18 protein-coding genes are annotated in these 17,728 nt (G+C 42.0%); 8 read left to right on the forward strand and 10 right to left on the reverse strand.

The genetic code is table 11. The features are described from left to right. Positions 1 to 279: 279 nt before the first annotated feature. The 3 genes from ACAM37_RS05510 to corA all read left to right on the forward strand — a co-directional run bounded on the left by ACAM37_RS05510 (position 280) and on the right by corA (position 2,968). The gene (locus ACAM37_RS05510) at positions 280 to 873 is read left to right on the forward strand and encodes a glutathione S-transferase N-terminal domain-containing protein (protein WP_369625670.1); all 594 of its coding nucleotides are present in this window, start codon (positions 280 to 282) and stop codon (positions 871 to 873) included. A gap of 44 nt (positions 874 to 917) precedes the next feature. Further along, positions 918 to 1,301 (forward strand): DUF2237 family protein, encoded by a 384-nt coding sequence (locus ACAM37_RS05515; protein WP_050324360.1) that lies wholly within the window; start codon positions 918 to 920, stop codon positions 1,299 to 1,301. A gap of 506 nt (positions 1,302 to 1,807) precedes the next feature. Next, on the forward strand, positions 1,808 to 2,968 hold the full coding sequence (corA, locus tag ACAM37_RS05520; RefSeq protein WP_257621452.1) for a magnesium/cobalt transporter CorA: 1,161 nt from the start codon (positions 1,808 to 1,810) through the stop codon (positions 2,966 to 2,968). Between the two features lie 87 nt (positions 2,969 to 3,055). Here corA and ACAM37_RS05525 read toward each other — a convergent pair whose 3' ends face one another. From ACAM37_RS05525 to ACAM37_RS05560, 8 genes are all read right to left on the reverse strand, one after another. Continuing rightward, positions 3,056 to 3,691 (reverse strand): hypothetical protein, encoded by a 636-nt coding sequence (locus ACAM37_RS05525; RefSeq protein ID WP_369625671.1) that lies wholly within the window; start codon positions 3,689 to 3,691, stop codon positions 3,056 to 3,058. Between the two features lie 207 nt (positions 3,692 to 3,898). Further along, entirely contained in the window at positions 3,899 to 4,831 is a 933-nt protein-coding gene (locus ACAM37_RS05530; RefSeq protein ID WP_369625672.1) for an electron transfer flavoprotein subunit alpha/FixB family protein, read from the reverse strand. A gap of 83 nt (positions 4,832 to 4,914) precedes the next feature. Then, positions 4,915 to 5,664: an electron transfer flavoprotein subunit beta/FixA family protein gene (locus ACAM37_RS05535; protein WP_050324357.1), complete on the reverse strand. Its 750-nt coding sequence runs from the start codon at positions 5,662 to 5,664 to the stop codon at positions 4,915 to 4,917. A gap of 469 nt (positions 5,665 to 6,133) precedes the next feature. Continuing rightward, positions 6,134 to 6,346 (reverse strand): cold-shock protein, encoded by a 213-nt coding sequence (locus ACAM37_RS05540; RefSeq protein ID WP_007116781.1) that lies wholly within the window; start codon positions 6,344 to 6,346, stop codon positions 6,134 to 6,136. Positions 6,347 to 6,558: 212 nt separating this feature from the next. After that, a complete protein-coding gene (locus ACAM37_RS05545) occupies positions 6,559 to 7,098 on the reverse strand; it encodes a hypothetical protein (protein WP_369625673.1) in 540 nt (179 codons plus the stop codon). Positions 7,099 to 7,246: 148 nt separating this feature from the next. Continuing rightward, the gene (gene ilvC, locus ACAM37_RS05550) at positions 7,247 to 8,263 is read right to left on the reverse strand and encodes a ketol-acid reductoisomerase (protein WP_007116783.1); all 1,017 of its coding nucleotides are present in this window, start codon (positions 8,261 to 8,263) and stop codon (positions 7,247 to 7,249) included. A 48-nt stretch (positions 8,264 to 8,311) separates the two neighbouring features. Beyond that, positions 8,312 to 8,803, reverse strand: coding sequence for an acetolactate synthase small subunit (gene ilvN / locus ACAM37_RS05555; RefSeq protein WP_203171804.1), 492 nt, complete (start codon positions 8,801 to 8,803; stop codon positions 8,312 to 8,314). After that, on the reverse strand, positions 8,803 to 10,518 hold the full coding sequence (locus ACAM37_RS05560; RefSeq protein ID WP_257619637.1) for an acetolactate synthase 3 large subunit: 1,716 nt from the start codon (positions 10,516 to 10,518) through the stop codon (positions 8,803 to 8,805). The genes ilvN and ACAM37_RS05560 overlap by 1 nt, the downstream gene beginning before the upstream one ends. Before the next feature lie 815 nt (positions 10,519 to 11,333). Between ACAM37_RS05560 and ACAM37_RS05565 the strand changes: the two genes are divergently transcribed. After that, positions 11,334 to 11,768, forward strand: coding sequence for a DUF4124 domain-containing protein (locus ACAM37_RS05565; protein WP_369625674.1), 435 nt, complete (start codon positions 11,334 to 11,336; stop codon positions 11,766 to 11,768). 111 nt (positions 11,769 to 11,879) lie between these two features. On the opposite strand, the gene ACAM37_RS05570 is transcribed toward ACAM37_RS05565, so the two are convergent. Continuing rightward, positions 11,880 to 13,556, reverse strand: coding sequence for an NAD(P)H-hydrate dehydratase (locus ACAM37_RS05570; protein WP_369625675.1), 1,677 nt, complete (start codon positions 13,554 to 13,556; stop codon positions 11,880 to 11,882). Between the two features lie 70 nt (positions 13,557 to 13,626). On the opposite strand from ACAM37_RS05570, the gene queG reads away from it, so the two are divergent. Next, positions 13,627 to 14,754, forward strand: coding sequence for a tRNA epoxyqueuosine(34) reductase QueG (gene queG / locus ACAM37_RS05575; protein WP_369625676.1), 1,128 nt, complete (start codon positions 13,627 to 13,629; stop codon positions 14,752 to 14,754). On the opposite strand, the gene ACAM37_RS05580 is transcribed toward queG, so the two are convergent. Continuing rightward, complete coding sequence (locus ACAM37_RS05580) at positions 14,751 to 15,329, reverse strand: DUF924 family protein (RefSeq protein WP_369625677.1); 579 nt, start codon at positions 15,327 to 15,329, stop codon at positions 14,751 to 14,753. The genes queG and ACAM37_RS05580 overlap by 4 nt on opposite strands. A 115-nt stretch (positions 15,330 to 15,444) precedes the next feature. On the opposite strand from ACAM37_RS05580, the gene ACAM37_RS05585 reads away from it, so the two are divergent. Genes ACAM37_RS05585 through ACAM37_RS05595 form a run of 3 tightly spaced genes read left to right on the forward strand, consistent with a single transcriptional unit; the run spans position 15,445 to position 17,670 of the window. Continuing rightward, positions 15,445 to 16,026 carry an acyl-CoA thioesterase gene (locus ACAM37_RS05585; protein ID WP_201664270.1) on the forward strand — a complete coding sequence of 194 codons (582 nt, stop codon included), beginning with the start codon at positions 15,445 to 15,447 and terminating at the stop codon, positions 16,024 to 16,026. A gap of 7 nt (positions 16,027 to 16,033) precedes the next feature. Then, a complete protein-coding gene (queA, locus tag ACAM37_RS05590; protein WP_369625678.1) occupies positions 16,034 to 17,107 on the forward strand; it encodes a tRNA preQ1(34) S-adenosylmethionine ribosyltransferase-isomerase QueA in 1,074 nt (357 codons plus the stop codon). Next, positions 17,104 to 17,670, forward strand: coding sequence for a hypothetical protein (locus ACAM37_RS05595; RefSeq protein ID WP_369625679.1), 567 nt, complete (start codon positions 17,104 to 17,106; stop codon positions 17,668 to 17,670). Before queA ends, ACAM37_RS05595 begins: the two co-directional genes overlap by 4 nt. The last annotated feature ends 58 nt before the right edge of the window (positions 17,671 to 17,728 follow it).

Here is a 17,728-nt window from a genome sequence, read left to right on the forward strand (position 1 = left end):
ATGACAACAAGCGGCCATATGAAAACATAGACCATGAATTACCATGTAAAATCATAGAATAATCGATGAGAAGGGCACTTACAAAAATAAAATAAGCAAAGAATAAAATAAGGGCACTTTTCCTTTTCATTGTATCATAGCTTCACTGGGGTTAGGCATTTTTTTATTGCCCAATTTTTTATGCTAAACTCCTATAAAATTTTATTGAAACTTATTTATTGAAACTTATTTATTAAAACTTACAGCCATGCAATCATTATAGGGAAATCCAATTTACTCATGAAACTCTTTGTCTCAACCACTTCCCCTTTCGCCCGTCTTGTGATGGTCGCCTGTTTACGCCAGCAAATCGATGCCGAGCTTATATTTGTCATGCCTTGGGAAAACCCACAAGAATTATTAGCGGTCAACCCTTTTAGCCAAGTACCTGCCCTGCTCACCGATAATCAATTACTCGTCACCGAAAGCAGTGTGATTTTGGCGCACCTGATGCCACAAATTTTTGCTGATGAAAAATCTGCCGCTTTAACAAGCCTGAGCCTCGGCATTATCAACCAAACTGTTCGCGCCTTTGCCACCGAGCGCTTTCAGCCATCAATTGCTACCCCACATCCATTTATTGAGCGCTCGACCAGTCTATTGTCGAATTTACTCCCCAATGCACCACAGCTCGATGCACAAAGCGATGCGCTCGGCCAAATCTTTTTTGGCATTGCCTTAGGGTATTTAAAATTACGTTTGGCTGAGGTGTTTGACAAGGCAGTCACTGAGGCAAACAAAGCGGCACTGGAGCAATTTTACCAGCGAGATTTCATGCAAAAAACTCAGAGCACTGCTTTAGAAAAACTACCAACATCTATCTTTAAACTTTAGCCAATCTTCCATCTAAACCAATCAAAACATTAAAAGAGCTCATTATGTCCTATCATCCAAAAGCTGAATTAAACCAAACCAATGTACTGGGTACCGCACTAGCGAGTTGCTGTTTTGACCCATTAACAGGTTATTATCGAAATGGTTTTTGTCATACCGGCGCTGGTGACGTCGGCTTACACACGGTTTGCGCCAAAATGACCCGAGAATTCTTGGAATTTTCTGTTGCCAAGGGCAATGATTTGGTGACGCCTTTACCCGAATTTGGTTTTCCAGGGCTGCAGCCCAATGATTTTTGGTGCGTGTGTGCCCTGCGCTGGGTGGAAGCATTGGATGCGGGGGTTGCGCCGCCGCTAAAGCTTGCCGCATGTCATGAGAGTCTCTTAGAGTTAGTAAATATAGAGATACTGCAGCAGTACGCTATTTAAGGCGATAGTGAAAAAATGACCGTTGCTAAGTCCATGGTTAACTAGATTCAACTAGGTTTTAGGGGATTGACATGTATAATTATCTTGAGATTGTCATTTTTCACTGTTATCATTATCCATCTAATTTTAGCGGTACGATTGCATTGTCAATGCATGACTTCTTTTTTTATTCGTTTAAAAATAACTGAGAATTACAAAATAGCAAGAACAAACAGGCGAAGTGGCTTACTTTGATGTTTACTTGCTGTTTTGTGGTTGCTACCTTTTAGTACTTTGATAACGACTGGACACATTTATTCGATCTGATACAACTCTTTCAAATCGTGATAGCGAGGTTTTTGGTTATGACGCCACCCCACCAAAACAAAAATTTATCTGAACGCAGCGACGATTTATTAGAGCACCCCACTCAGACGACCCAGCGCGTAACGCCGCCTTTAGCCTCAACGCTTAATCCGCCACATGATATGTCTGCAGATGCTTTTACCCTCGCCAATGCGGATGTCATGTATGATGAAATCGCTGATGAAGAACTCGATTTGCATGGTGATGATAGTTATATCTATGGCGAAGATTATGACGATGATAGCACTGTCGAAGTCTATGCGCCTACCGATGTACCACCCCCTGAGTACAACCCTGAAGCTGAAATCACCGAAGATCGCTTTAAAGGGAAAAATGAGATTGCCAACTGCTTCGCCTACTCTCGTAAATCTGGGGAAAAGATCGGCGAGATTGAGCTTGATGATGTGCGCCGCGAACTATCCAACAACAACGTGTTTGTTTGGGTAGGACTACACGACCCAAGTATCGAAACCATTCGAGAAGTTCAAGAGGCATTTGACTTGCACGAACTTGCCATTGAAGATGCTTTCGCTGAGCATCAACGCGCCAAAGTTGAAAGCTATGGTAATGATAGCGTGTTCGTGGTGGTACGAACCGCCAAATTGACCGAAAATACCATTCGTTATGGCACTACGGCCATCTTTATGGGCAAGCAATATATCATCACTATTCGTCAAGGTGCCTCTCATAGCTACGAAAGTGTGCGAGATTTTTGCCATCGCCGACCAGAAAAATTGCGCCTTGGACCCATCTTTGTGCTGCATGCCATCCTAGACTTTATCGTCGATAACTACTTACCTATCACTGAAAAATTAGGGCGTTATTTGCGTGAGCAAGAACGGGAAATTTTCTCTGAAAACTTTAACAAGCATACACTGCGCAATTTGTATGAATTAAAATCACAGCTTGTACATATGCGTGCTGTCATCTTGCCCGTACAAGATATCTGTAATTTTTTTATCAATCATAAAAAGACTGATTTGATTCCAAGTTTCCCTAGCCAAGCCAAACCGTATTTTCGCGACGTCAATGACCATCTACTGCGTGCGCTCGATGCGGTCAATGGACTCAACGAAATGCTCAGTGTTGCTATGGATACTTACATGGCAGTGGTCAATATGGGTCAGAATGAGGTGGTACGAAAACTTGCCGCTTGGGCAGGTATCCTCGCGGTCCCGACTGCCGTAGCAGGGATTTATGGGATGAACTTTGACAATATGCCTGAACTAAAAATGCATTATGCCTACTATATTTTGTTGGCATTTATTTTGACCATTTGTTTCACGCTTTACTATCGCTTTAAAAAGGCAGGTTGGTTATAAATTTTATCTTTAATTATAAAAGCTTAACAGCATCATCTGTTAAGCTTTTTTTATTGCGCTATTAATTTGTCAATGACAAATAATTGTCTATACATCAATTAAATTAAACAGCTCATCAATTTCTTCTTTCAAATGGTACATTTCGGTGTCATTCCATTTTTTGGATAAATGGCTGATGGGCAAAATCACACAGTGTAAATCTCGATAAGTGATGGCATTAAAAGTATTTCTCACCAGAATTTTATTGGCTTCTCGCTCAAAATATTTAATTACATCAATATTTTGGGTAATGACTAAGACAGGTTTTAAAATGCTATATAGCCAATCAAATAGATGCGTGTGTTTATGCTGAGGGCTTAATAAAGTCTTTTTGGGGGTGATAACACTATAAAGGTAAGTTTCAATCACAGGATGATTTGAGATTTCATCAATCAAATTTTGCTGAAATATATGGTTGCGATTCCACTGTAAATCATCATTGTAGCTAGCGATGTCATAATGCTCAGCAAACGATTCACGATCAAACCCTATGTCATCATGCCAAATATCGGCATCAAACACGTCTAAATTAACTTCGCGAGCTGGATTGTAGCCGACCATCATGATTTTGCAATTAAGGGGTGACCCTGAACAGATAAAGGGACGTACTTTCACATTGTCTAGTTGCTGCTCGCTAAGCCGCTGCTGCATCTCTGTACGGAATTTTTTTAAATCCATTTTCACAATTTATTCCCAAAAAATTTGCTATCAATAAAATCCCATAATTTTTATTATATTACCTAGTCGCTATACAACAATCAATATACTTTTAGCGACAATTAAGTCAGTGATTAGTCAATAAATAGCAAATAAAAAAACCTCAAAAAGTATGAGGTTTTTTTATATTTATCGCCTATATATTTATCGCTTGGTAGCTTATGATAGCGGCAATTACAATTTGCTAGTTAGTTCTGGCAAGATTGTAAAAATATCACCTTCTAGGAAATAATCAGCCACTTGAGAGATAGGCGCTTCTGGGTCATTGTTGATGGCAACGATAACTTTTGAATCTTTCATACCTGCCAAATGCTGAATAGCACCTGAGATACCTGCGGCGATATATAGGTTTGGTGCGACAATTTTACCCGTTTGACCCACTTGTAGGTCGTTTGGCACATAACCTGCGTCAACTGCCGCACGTGATGCACCCATCGCAGCGCCTAGCTTATCAGCGAGTGGCTCAATATATTTGGTGAAGTTTTCACCGCTGGCTAATGCACGACCACCTGATACAACAATTTCTGCAGCAGTCAATTCTGGACGATCAGATTTTGCCAACTCTTCACCGACAAATTTTGATTTACCCGCATCGTCACCTGCGCTTACTTGTTCTATGCTAGCTGCGCCGCCTTCCGCTGCCGCTGCATCAAATGCGGTGGTACGAACTGTGATAACTTTTTTGCTTTCAGTATCTTTAACGGTTGCAATGGCGTTACCTGCGTAGATTGGACGCTCAAATGTCTCTGCATCAATTACAGCGGTTACATCAGTTAGCATATTGACGTCTAACAAAGCGGCAACGCGTGGTAAGAAGTTTTTACCTGTTGTTGTTGCTGGTGCAACGATATGGCTATAATCACCTGCAAGCGATACCACGAGTTTAGCAACGTTTTCAGCCAGTTGATGCTCAAAAGCAGCATTACTTGCGCAAAGCACCTTTGAAACACCCGCTACTTTAGCGGCTTGTTCTGCCACGGCTTCACAGCCAAGACCTGCAACTAATACAACGATATCGCCACCGATTTTGCTTGCTGCCGTTACGGTGTTGAGTGTTGCTTTTTTCAGCTCTTTATTATCATGTTCTGCATATACTAAAATTGCCATGAGATTTTCCTTAATATTTGATAATCGCTATCGTTAAATGACGAATTAAATTGAAGGTAGTTAAATGATTAGATAACTAATAATTAGATAACTTTAGCTTCATTTCTTAATTTATCGACTAACTCGTCAACCGATTTAACTTTAACACCCGCTTTACGTTCTGCAGGTGGCGTTACTTTTACGATTTGAATGTTACTAGCGGTAGAAACACCATAATCTTCTGGTTTTTTCTCTTCTAATGGTTTTTTCTTCGCTTTCATGATGTTAGGCAGTTTGGCATAACGTGGTTCATTTAAACGTAAATCAGTGGTGATAACCGCAGGCAATGATAACTGAACGGTTTGTAAGCCACCATCGATTTCACGTGTTACGTTGACGCTACCACCGTCGACTTTTACTTGGGATGCAAAGGTTGCTTGACCCACATCCATCAATGCCGCTAGCATTTGACCTGTTTGGTTGTTGTCATCATCAATCGCTTGTTTGCCCAGTAAAATGATGTCAGCGGCTTCTGCTTGTGCAATCGCTTTTAAAATTTTTGCCACTTGTAGGGGACGCACAGTGTCGGTCGTTTCAACTAAAATACCACGATCTGCACCCAGTGCCATTGCGCCGCGGATTTGTTCTTGTGCTTCTTTTGGACCGATAGATACAACAACAATTTCAGAGACCACGCCCGCTTCTTGTAGGCGTACAGCTTCTTCCACAGCAATCTCATCAAATGGGTTTACAGACATTTTAACATTGGTTAAGTCAACACCAGTGTTGTCCGCTTTTACACGAACTTTTACGTTATAGTCAACTACACGTTTAACAGCAACTAATGCTTTCATACGTTCCTCGTTTGTTATATGAATTAAAAAAGGAGGATAAATCCAAGTATCCCCAGTCATGATAAAATGAACATCCTATTCTTTTTAACTTAAACTAGCTTGGTGAGCTAACTTAGCAAGCTAAAAAGTATAGGTATACTGTGAATACTCACAATACCCATTATCTTCGTTAATAATATATGTTGCGATAACTTACCCAACAAATCAAGAAAATCCTATGAATTTTAAGTCATAAAAAAATGGTTTGAATACATCAAAAATTCTTGAATTTTTCGAATATATCATAACTAAAATAATTAGGGAAATTTTTTAACTAAATATTCAACATACAATGTCTTATGCTTGATATAAACATTGAACACAAAACAAACGCGCAAAAAAAAACAACCTATTGTCTGGTTGTTTTTCTTTATTGCAAGCTAATTAAGATAAGCAGTTAATAAACAAACAATTAAGCTTGTAGTTATTATTATTGTGCTTCGATTTGTTCGGCTTGTGGGCCTTTTTGACCTTGGCTCAATACGAAGCTCACACGTTGACCTTCTTTAAGTGTTTTAAAACCTGAACCTTGGATTGCACTGTAATGAGCAAAAACGTCTTGACCGCCATTGTCTTGAGCGATGAAGCCGAAACCTTTGCTCTCATTGAACCATTTTACAGTACCAGTAGCTTTATCTGACATAAAAAATCCTACATTAAAAATTAACTATGTTATCTATAACGCTTGCAATTACTTAGGTAAATACAGGGTGTTATAAATTGTCATCGCCAAAAATTTGTTAAGTGTATTTTAGCGAATAATCACAGTATAGCCTAGTTTTAGCGTTTCACCTACTATTTTTTGAACTTTTTACCACAAAGTTACAATTAAAAAGGGATTTTAAATTGACTTTATTAAGCTAGATTAAAGGCGATAACACCGTTCATCAACATATTGATAAATATCGCAATGCTGGTCACCGTAATCACCAGTGAAAATGATAGGCTATAGTCCATATATTTGATGGGCATACTCATGTCATCGACATCTTTAATATCACCCACCTGGTCTTTGAGTAGATAAAATCCATAAATCCAACCAAATATGCTATATAAAATATAGGCAAATGGCACGACTTTGGCGATGCTACTAAATCCGCCATAATATACGGCGACCACAGATACCATAAGCCACACAGTTTCTAATATGGAGCTCACGCTAAATAACGTTGATTGCGGCAATTTTCCTAAGTTTTTCTTCAAAACTATGGATTCATAGGCAATCAGTAGGGCGACAATTAACGTACCGACCAGATAAATTGCTTGCCAATTTAACGTATAGCTATCCCCCATCAGGTAATTCAAAGGATTTGCCAATGCAGGCAAAGCACTCATACCGCTAAAAGTGTGTAAAAAAGTTGCAGTCGACAACTGCCAAACAGACGCTATATTCAAAACAAATCTCATAAACTTTATATCGATACCCATTATTTTATACTAAAAAACCCTGTCTATGTAACTTTACACAGCGCAGGGTTATTGTCATTTTATTAGTTTTACCAATTGGGTATGATGCCATTGGTAAAACTAACTGGGTGCAAAACTAGTTTTTCTCTTTGTCGATGATTTTGCTTGAGGTAATCCAAGGCATCATACCGCGAAGTTTGGCACCTGTTTTTTCGATTTCATGCTCAGCGGTTTGACGACGGCGCGCTGTCATTGATGGATAACCTGACATACCTTCAGCGATAAACATTTTTGCATATTCGCCTGATTGGATACGTTTTAGGGCATTACGCATCGCTTCACGTGATTGATCGTTAATAACTTCTAAACCTGTCACGTATTCACCGTATTCTGCGTTGTTACTGATTGAGTAGTTCATATCAGCAATACCGCCTTGGTACATCAAGTCTACAATCAATTTTAATTCGTGTAGACATTCAAAGTAAGCCATTTCTGGGGCATAACCTGCTTCAACCAAGGTTTCAAAGCCCATTTTGACCAGCTCAACCGCACCACCACAAAGTACCGCTTGCTCACCAAATAGGTCCGTTTCAGTTTCGTCTTTGAACGTTGTTTCGATGATACCTGAACGACCACCGCCGACGCCCATCGCGTAAGATAACGCCACTTGTTTGGCTTGACCAGACGCATCTTGGTAAACGGCGATTAAATCAGGAATACCGCCGCCTGTGGCAAATTCGTTACGCACGGTATGACCCGGTGCTTTTGGCGCAATCATTATGACATCTAGGTCTTTGCGTGGTACCACTTGGTTGTAATGGATTGAGAAACCATGGGCAAATGCAAGCGTGGCGCCTTGTTTGATGTTTGGCTCAATCACGTCATTGTAAAGTTGTTTTTGGAATTCATCAGGAGTCAAAATCATGACTAAGTCAGCTTGCTTGACGGCTTCTTCTACTTCAGCCACTTTTAGGCCGGCATTTTCTGCTTTTTTCCAAGATGATGAATCTTTACGAAGACCTACGGTGACATCAACACCGCTGTCTTTTAGGTTTAATGCGTGCGCGTGACCTTGTGAGCCATAGCCGATAATCGCAACTTTTTTGCCTTGGATGATTGATAGATCACAATCTTTATCATAAAAAATGTTCATAACTATTTCCTTGTGTAAAAAACAACTACTATTAAAAGGTTGGTAAATTTAGACGCTGAGGATTTTTTCACCCCGAGCGATACCAATAACACCAGAACGTACTACCTCTAAAATGCGTTCACGTCCCATCAATTCGATAAAGCCGTCCAATTTTGCGGTGTCACCGACAATTTGAATGGTATAGACATTGGACGTGATATCAACAATACTTGCACGGAAGATATCCGCACAGCGCTTCACTTCTTCACGGTTGCTACCCGTGGCACGCACTTTGATCAGCATGAGTTCGCGCTCAATATGTACACTATCGGTCAGCGTGGTTACTTTAACGATTTCAATCAGCTTGTGCAACTGTTTGGTCACTTGCTCAATCTTATTTTGATCGGTATCTGTGGTCAAGGTCAAACGCGATAAAGTCGGGTCATCGGTTGGCGCGACGTTCAATGTCTCGATGTTGTAGCCACGTTGTGAAAATAAGCCAACCACACGAGACAGTGACCCTGATTCATTTTCCATTAAGACAGAAATTAAATGTTTCATTAGGTACGCTCCCCTTTGGCTAACCACATATCACGCATTGACTGACCTGCTAATTGCATTGGATAAACATGCTCGTTTTTATCGACTAGCACATCGATAAATACCAATCGATCTTTGAGGGATAAGGCATAAGCAAGTTGTTCATCAAGTTTGGCTGGGTCAGTGATTTGGATACCGACATGACCGTAAGCTTCTGCAAGTTTGACAAAATCTGGCAATGAATCCATATAAGAGTGCGAATGGCGACCTTCATAAATCATGTCTTGCCATTGTTTTACCATACCCAACTGGGCGTTGTTAAGATTTAAAATCTTTACGGGTAAGTTATATTGTAGGCAAGTTGATAGCTCTTGGATATTCATCTGAATTGAGCCTTCACCGGTGATACAGACCACATCACGCTCTGGGTTAGCAAGTTTGGCTGCCATTGCATAAGGTAATCCTACCCCCATGGTGCCTAACCCACCTGAGTTTAACCATTGACGGGGTTCGTCATATTTATAGTATAGGGCGGCAAACATTTGGTGCTGACCCACATCAGATGTGATGATAGCTTTACCATGCGTTAACTCATATAAGCGCTCAACAACGTGCTGTGGTTTCATGCCATGGCTGTCGTCTTTGTCATAGCGTAGACCATGACGTTTACGCCATTCATTGATTTGCGCCCACCAATCATTTAGCGCGGCTTGGTCAAGCTGTCCGTTATTTTCTGTTAATACGGCGAGCATATCGCTTAGCACATTTTTTACATCACCGACAATCGGGATATGTGCGTTGATGGTTTTTGAGATTGATGCAGGGTCGATATCAATATGGATAATTTTAGCGTTTGGACAGAATTTTTGCGTATTGTTGGTCACACGGTCATCAAAACGCGCACCCACTGCCAAAATCACATCTGAATTGTGCATGGTCATATTGGCTTCATACGTACCATGCATCCCAAGCATACCTAAAAACTGTTTATCCGACCCTGGATAAGCGCCCAATCCCATCAAAGTATTAGTCACAGGCAAATTAAGTAAACGGGCCAATGCGGTTAATTCTGCACTTGCGTTTGACGCAATCACGCCACCACCTGAATATAAAACAGGGCGTTTGGCTGCAATTAAGGTTTCGATGGCTTTACGAATTTGTCCTGAATGACCGCGAACCGATGGTTGGTAAGAACGCATACTGACCGACTCAGGGAAATGATAAGGGAATTTTTCGTTAGGCGCAGTTTTATCTTTAGGTACATCAATCACCACAGGACCTGGGCGACCAGAGCTTGCAATATAAAATGCTTTGCGAACGATTTCTGGGATTTCGCTGGCATGACGTACTTGAAAACTGTGTTTGACGACAGGACGTGACACACCAATCATATCAGTTTCTTGGAACGCATCATCACCGATGAGGCTTGAAGGCACCTGACCTGAGATGATAACCATCGGAATGGAATCCATAAACGCGGTTGCGATGGCAGTAACCGTATTGGTGGCGCCTGGACCTGATGTCGCTAATACCACCCCTGTTTGACCTGTGACACGGGAATAAGCATCTGCCATATGACCCGCTGCTTGTTCGTGACGCACGAGGATGTGCTCAATGCTATCTTGTTTGAACAAAGCATCATAAATATGCAACACGGCGCCGCCTGGATAGCCAAAAATGTATTCAACACCTTCGTCAATTAGCGCTTGCACCAGCATTTCTGCACCAGACATCATGACAGGTTCACCTGCTGAGGCTTTGGCGGTTTTTTTGTCAAAATTGGGTGCAGCGTGAGCCGTTTGGTTTTCTCCCGTCATATTGGGAGCTTGGGTAGTTTGAGTCACTGTCATCACCTTTTATGGTCGTCTTCAAAAATGATACTGGGAAGTTGTTTTAGATAAAAATTGCTAAATGATTAGCAAGAATCTTCAACACTGCCATAAGGTAACAGTGAACAAATCAGACGAGGGCAAAAAGCATGATAACCAAAAAAGAAAGCATCACGAAAATGACGTAATGTATAAATTGATGGCTACTTTTTGTCTTTGTTGACCGATAAGTCAGGGTTGTTAGATTCTTTTTTAGATTCATAAACAACAACAACGGTAAAAAATGCTCTCATCCAATTGTAGAGCCTAATCAGCGGATAGCGCCAATCAGCTTAGATTTTACCAATTAGTAACCAACGATAATTGTTACTAACGACCAGTAGAGGACTTATGATGTGAGTTTTTTTAACACTTGTCAATAAAAAAAAGCTACTAGAATTTATAACTTTTAGTTATAGGTAAATGAATCGTTTGAGGCTTGGTTTTAAGGATTGGTTTTAGGGCTTGGTTTTAAGGCTTGATAAACTTTAAAATCTCGGACTGATTGAGCCAACCGTTTTTAGAAAATCACATTTAAGAGATTAAACGATTATCTTGTCGAAATTTACTGCTAAAAGCTATCAAGCTGTGATAGGCTATCACATAATTTTCTCGTTTCTTGCACAGGAAAAACAATGTTAAAGCCACTGTTTTTGTTATCACTCATGTTATCACCATTCGTTATGGCAAGTTCAAATGCAGCCACTTATTACAAATGGACTGACAAAAATGGTGTGCCGCATTATAGCCAATATGCGCCGACCAATGGTGTTAATTTGCGACAAGTGCAAGTGGTTAATACCCGTGAACTTGGACCTAGTAGTCGCACACCTGCAACCGCTGGCAATAGCACAGGTTCTGCATCAGGTGTATCACCAACACTGACGCTGACAGCCGATCAAAAACGCGCTGCTGAACTTGAAGCACAAAATCAGCAACTCAAAAAACAGCAAGATGCGGAGCGCTGCAAATCCTTACAAAGTACCCTTGCCAACTTAAACCAAGGCGGGCGCGTCTATGAGATGGATAATAAAGGTGAACGTAAATATTTAGATGGTCGTGAAATTGAGCTACGCCGTCAGCAAGTCGCGCAAACAGTGAGCCAATACTGTAAATAACTTTGCATGCTATATGACTTTAGCATTCAATTAAAATTAAAGGTGTGTAAAGGTTAAAGGTGAGTGAATTCTCACCTTTTTTCTATTGAACGTTCTTAACCTGCCGTGATTTTAATCGTCCGTGATTTGATGGATGATGTCACCGATTGCCGATGCCATGTGATTGGCCTGCAAAGCATATTCACCCATTTTTTCTGCTAACATATCACCCGCTTTGGCATGTATGAGCACGGCGGTTAGCATGGGTGCGGCAATTGCTTGCGCCAATAAGCCCGCCATCAGACCTGCCAAGCAGTCGCCCATGCCAGCCGTTGCCATACCGGCATTACCCAAGCCGCAAATATCAATGCTGGCACGCTCAAGACTCGCACCTTCAAGCACAATCGTTTGTGCCCCTTTGATAAGCCAATTGCCGCCATATTGGTGAGCTAATGCCCGAATCGCGCTGATTTTGTCTCGATCGATGTCAGCATAGGGTTGATTGAGCAAACGTCCTGCTTCCGCTGAGTGCGGCGTTAGGTAAAACCGTTGGTTTGACTGTCCCAATCGTGGTTGACTTGGCGCATTTAAAGCGTCACTCGTGCCTGCCCAATCTGCCAAATGGTATAAACCATCAGCGTCAATAACACATAGCTTTTCTGATTGTTGGATGGCTATAAGATACTGGTTAAATAACTCTAACGTTGCTTTATCTCTACCCAAACCCATGCCGATGGCAACCACATCCACCGCGTTAATCAGCTCGATGACGCTAGCGATATTATTTAAATCCGCGGTCATGGCATTGGGCAAAGCGGTGACAATGGATGCATGAAAATCACCATGACAGGCAACAGTGACTTTGCCTGCACCACTGCTCAATGCTGCACTGGCGGCTAATATCGCCGCCCCTGCCATGCCATGCCCATCCTGTAGCCGATTGCCACCGATGATGAGTACATGACCATACGTACCTTTATGGCTCACCTGCTGACGTTGTGGCAAGTTAGGTAGCTTCGTGTGTAACAAGATGCCTGATTGCTCAATAGGGAGCAAAGACACATCGATAACGCTGCCAACATAATCTTTACTATCCCCGATATGCAGACCGACTTTTCGCCCGATTAAACAAAGTGTCTTGTCTGCTTTAATCGCAATGTCATCGTACACTTCGCCCGTAGCGGCATTAAGTCCGCTGGGTACATCGATGCTGATGACTTGACAAGCGTGAACTTGCTTGCGGTATTGATTAATCCAATTGATGATTGTTTGATAATCAGTGCTAGGCTTGCCATCAATTCCAATCCCCAACAACCCATCAATCACCACATCATACTGATAGCTTAAACCAAGCTCATAAAATGGCTGTAAAAATGCTGTCAACGTCAGATATTTTGCCGCATTTGCACAGTTTGACAGGTACATGTGCTTTGCTGTTTGGCTGTCGACGGTGCTAGGCGCTGCGACTTGTACTACGGTAATTGACCAATGTGGGCAAAGCTTGTTCACATAATGCGCCACTAACCAAGCATCGCCGCCATTATTACCCGCGCCTGCCACTACCAATACCGATTTTTGAGAGTGACTGCTTTTTTGAAGGTGATTGCTTTTTTGAGGGTGACTGCCTTTTTGATTGCTACTTTCCTGCTTGATGATGTGTGCAAGTTGCCATGCAGCTTGTTGCATTAAGGCAAAACTGTCATTTTTGCTAAACCAGCTTTTTTCAAGGTCATAAATTTGTTTGGGGCTATATAAGGCAATGGCGTTTTGCATCACAGTATTTTTATCCGTCCGTGCATTACTTTGCATAAGATGTTCCAATGATGTGGTAGGTGTTTATTTTGCTATAATAGCATTTTAATTTTACCTGGTTGTTGGCATGTTGGACACTACAAACGAACTCAATGCTCTCAAGGGCTGGATAAAGGCGCAAGCCAAGGCGTTGGGGTTTGCTGATTGTGGCTTTGTCCATCCCGCCAATCCCATCTTTGTAAAACAGCTTGATGCCTTGCAAACTTGGTTAGCACAAGGTAAACATGGGGATATGCTGTTTTTTGAAGACAATCATGATAAACGTGCTAACCCTGCCCTGTTAGTTGACAGGACGCAAAGTATCATTAGCGTGCGTTTAGATTATTTGGTCACGCCGCCGCCCAAACGCAGTGTGCCAGACAACGAGCGCCCCAACTCAGCGATTATTGCCCGCTATGCTCGAGGACGTGATTATCATAAAACCATGCGCGGGTTATTAAAAACCCTAGCCAGACTGATTCAAGACAAACTGACCACCGATTATCCGCAATATGCCAACGACTTTGTATTTCGCCCCTTTAGCGACTCCGCGCCTATATTTGAGCGCGCGTTGGCTGAGCAAGCAGGTTTGGGCTGGACAGGCAAACACACCTTGCTGATTCACCCACAAGCAGGGTCATTTTTTGTGTTGGGGGAATTATTCACCAGCTTGCCTTTGGCAGAGGATAAAAAGCAAATCGAAACCACATTATCGCATTGTGGCAGTTGCCGTGCTTGTATTCATGTGTGCCCTACCCATGCCATCCGCAGAACACCCACCGGGCATTATGATGTCGATGCACGGCTGTGTATTTCGTATTTAACCATTGAATTAGATGGCAAAATCCCTGTAGAACTTCGCCCCAAAATTGGCAATCGCATTTTTGGCTGTGATGATTGTCAGTTGATTTGTCCTTGGAATAAATTTGCCAGATTAGCGACGATTGAGGATTTTAATCCGCGTCACCGTTTAGATGATATGTCACTGCTTGAGTTATGGGCGTGGGATGCACAGGATTTTTTGACAAAAACTGAAGGCTCGCCGATTCGCCGCACGGGCTACGACAATTTTATGCGCAATGTGGCGGTAGCCTTGGGCAATGCACCATTTAGCCAAGCAATTATTGAAAAATTGCAACAAAAACGCCCCATGCTAAGCGAAAACACACAAGAACATATTGATTGGGCGATTAAGCAACAACTTAATAAAAGTTAAAATGACGAGTTGGGTTGTTGTAAAAAGGCGATTTCCTCCTCACTGGATTGTCTACCCAAAATCGCATTGCGGTGCGGATAACGCCCAAATCTCTCAATAATGGCTTGATGCTTATATTCAAACGCTAACGTATCGGCACTGGCGTATTTTTTAAACAGTGGCAACGCCTGCTGATGAATATTTGCCGATTCCGCATGCATAAAAGGCATTAAAGCAAAATTGCGTTCGTCTTGATTTAACTTGTCAAAATCTGGCTGTTTGACGATTTCTTGTGCCAATACTAACGCCATGCCATCTTGGGCAAAAGCTTGTGAAGAATCTCGAAAAATATTGCGCGAAAACTGGTCCAATACAATGATTTCTGCCAGTCGCCCTTTTGTACTGGCTCGCCAATCCCCTAACTCGCCTCGTTTGGCTTGCTCAAGTGTGGCTAAAAATTTAGCCGTTACCGTTTTATCAAAATCCTCATCTTTGGCAAACCAAAATGGCTTAGTATTTTGCTGCAACCAAAAATCTAATACCTTTTTAGCGTCTGATGATATTGGTTGTGCTGCTACCTGTGATTGATTGGTCATTTGCTTTCCTTGTGTAGAGTAATTATAGTGACTTGTCGGGTAATTATAGTGACAAATTTTGCTAAACAAGCGCGATTTCCCTATAATGTGGCACAAATTTAGATTGAGAACAACCATGTATCCTTTTTTACGACTGGGCACCCATGCCATCAAAAGCGCGATTAAACAAAAACAAGGTCATTCGCTTCAATTAACCGATACCAGCGAAATCACCTTGACCGCTAATATCAACGACATTGACAATTTTTTTGAAATGAACAACGGGCGTATTTTTACGCTGTTTGATTTGGGGCGAAACGATCTTGCCATTCGCTCAGGACTTGCCAAAAAATTATTCAAGCATCGCTGGGGGCTGGTAGTCGCTGGTAGTACCATCCAATATCGTAAGCGTGTTCGTTTATTTGATAAGGTCACCATCAAAACCCGACTTATAGCCGTTGATGAGCGCTGGTTTTATATCGAGCAAAGCATGTGGGTCAAAGGTCAGCCGACTTGCTCTGCGCTGCTGCGCACTGGTATCACCAACATCGTGACAGGCAAGGTTTTGCCAACTAAGCAAGTGCTCAGCGCATTGGATTATAAAGATATCAATATGCCACCTGATGACTGGGTCAAAGCTTGGTCGGACGCCGATAAAATCCGCCCATTTCCTAAAGCCAATGTCCACCTTACCAAAGATTCTGCTATCACCGAGTAACCCATAAATGCCTTTAACTTTAGATGATTTTGATTATCAACTGCCCGATGAACTCATTGCCCGCTATCCGTTAGCGGTGCGCTCTGCCTCTCGACTGCTGTATTTGCCTGCCCATGGTCAACCCAAAGACCAACAATTTGTGGATTTGCCCGAGCTATTAAATAGTGGTGACTTGGTGGTGTTTAATGACACCAAGGTCATGAAAGCAAGGCTGTTTGGGCAAAAAGCCAGTGGCGGCGCGGTCGAAGTATTGGTCGAGCGTATTTTGCCCGATGATGCTAGTAGCAACCAAAAGCACACCGCTTTGTGCCATGTACGCGCCAGCCGCAGCCCAAAAGAAGGGCAAACGTTGAGCCTTGCCGATGGTAACATTCATGCCACAGTAATGGGGCGTGAGGACAATTTATTTTTGCTAGCGTTTGACCAACCGATATTGCCTGTGCTTGAGCACTATGGCGAACTACCGATTCCGCCCTATTTTGAGCGCCATGCCGATGACAATGACGAAACCCGTTATCAAACGGTATTTCATGACCCAACCAAACTTGCCAGCGTAGCCGCACCGACCGCAAGCCTGCATTTTGATGATAACGTATTGGCTGCCTTCAAGTCCAAGGGCATCAATACCGCCTTTGTCACCTTGCATGTCGGTGCAGGCACATTTGCCCCTGTCAAGACAGAGGATATTTTGCGCCATAAAATGCACTCAGAATATGCCGAGTTGCCCCAAGCGACTGCCGATTTGATTAACCAAACCAAAGCCCGTGGCGGGCAAGTGATTGCGGTCGGTACCACTGTGACACGGGTATTAGAAACGGCGTTTCAAAAAACCGCCAGTTTTGAAAACCCGATGCTATCGGCTTGGTCAGGTGACACCGATATTTTTATTTATCCATCATTTAGGTTTGGGGTGATTGATAAGCTCATCACCAATTTTCATTTGCCAAAATCCACGCTGTTGATGCTTGTGTCAGCGTTTGCAGGCAGTGAGCCTATCAAACAGGCTTATCAGCACGCCATCGAGCAACGCTATCGTTTCTTTAGTTACGGTGATGCCATGTTGTTAGATAAAGTAGAATGATGTTAGTAATTTCTCAGCTTGTTAATAAAATGACTGCATTGTCTTTATACCTAATCGTTGGTTTGTGGTTAGCAGTTAGCATTGCTTTTTTTAGTACGCTTAAATCTGCAGTTATGATTTTAAACTATCCAATTCCTGCTAAAACTGAACTTTTTCACTCGCAAGGTACGGCTAAATTCACCCCTTATCAACAAATCAACAGCAAACTTATCTATTTGCCAAATATGGCGGTGGTATCAGAAAATACTTTACGATTTTATCAATGTCCATTCACACCTTATATTCAAGATTGTTTGCATAACTATTTACCTTTAGAAAATCAAACAGTTAGCCTTGATTGGGCATCATTACAAAAAACATCGCAAGTCGATGCCACACGTCTTTTATACGAACTTTCAATCGATGGCAAAGTAATTTATGATTATGCCGATGCAGTCAAGCATATTGAACACAGAAAAAAGCAATCGCTTTGGGTGGTGATTATTTATGCGGTTAGCACGCTTTGTGTTTTGTCTTACCTGTTATTTTTTATTACCATTGATATTAAAAAAACTAAAAATTAATAGCATTTTCAGCCACGTAAGTTAATGGTATAATACCGCCTTTTAGCAAAACTTACTA

The sequence above is a fragment of the Moraxella sp. K23 genome, assembly GCF_041154765.1.
GTDB classification, from domain to species: domain Bacteria; phylum Pseudomonadota; class Gammaproteobacteria; order Pseudomonadales; family Moraxellaceae; genus Faucicola; species Faucicola tetraodonis.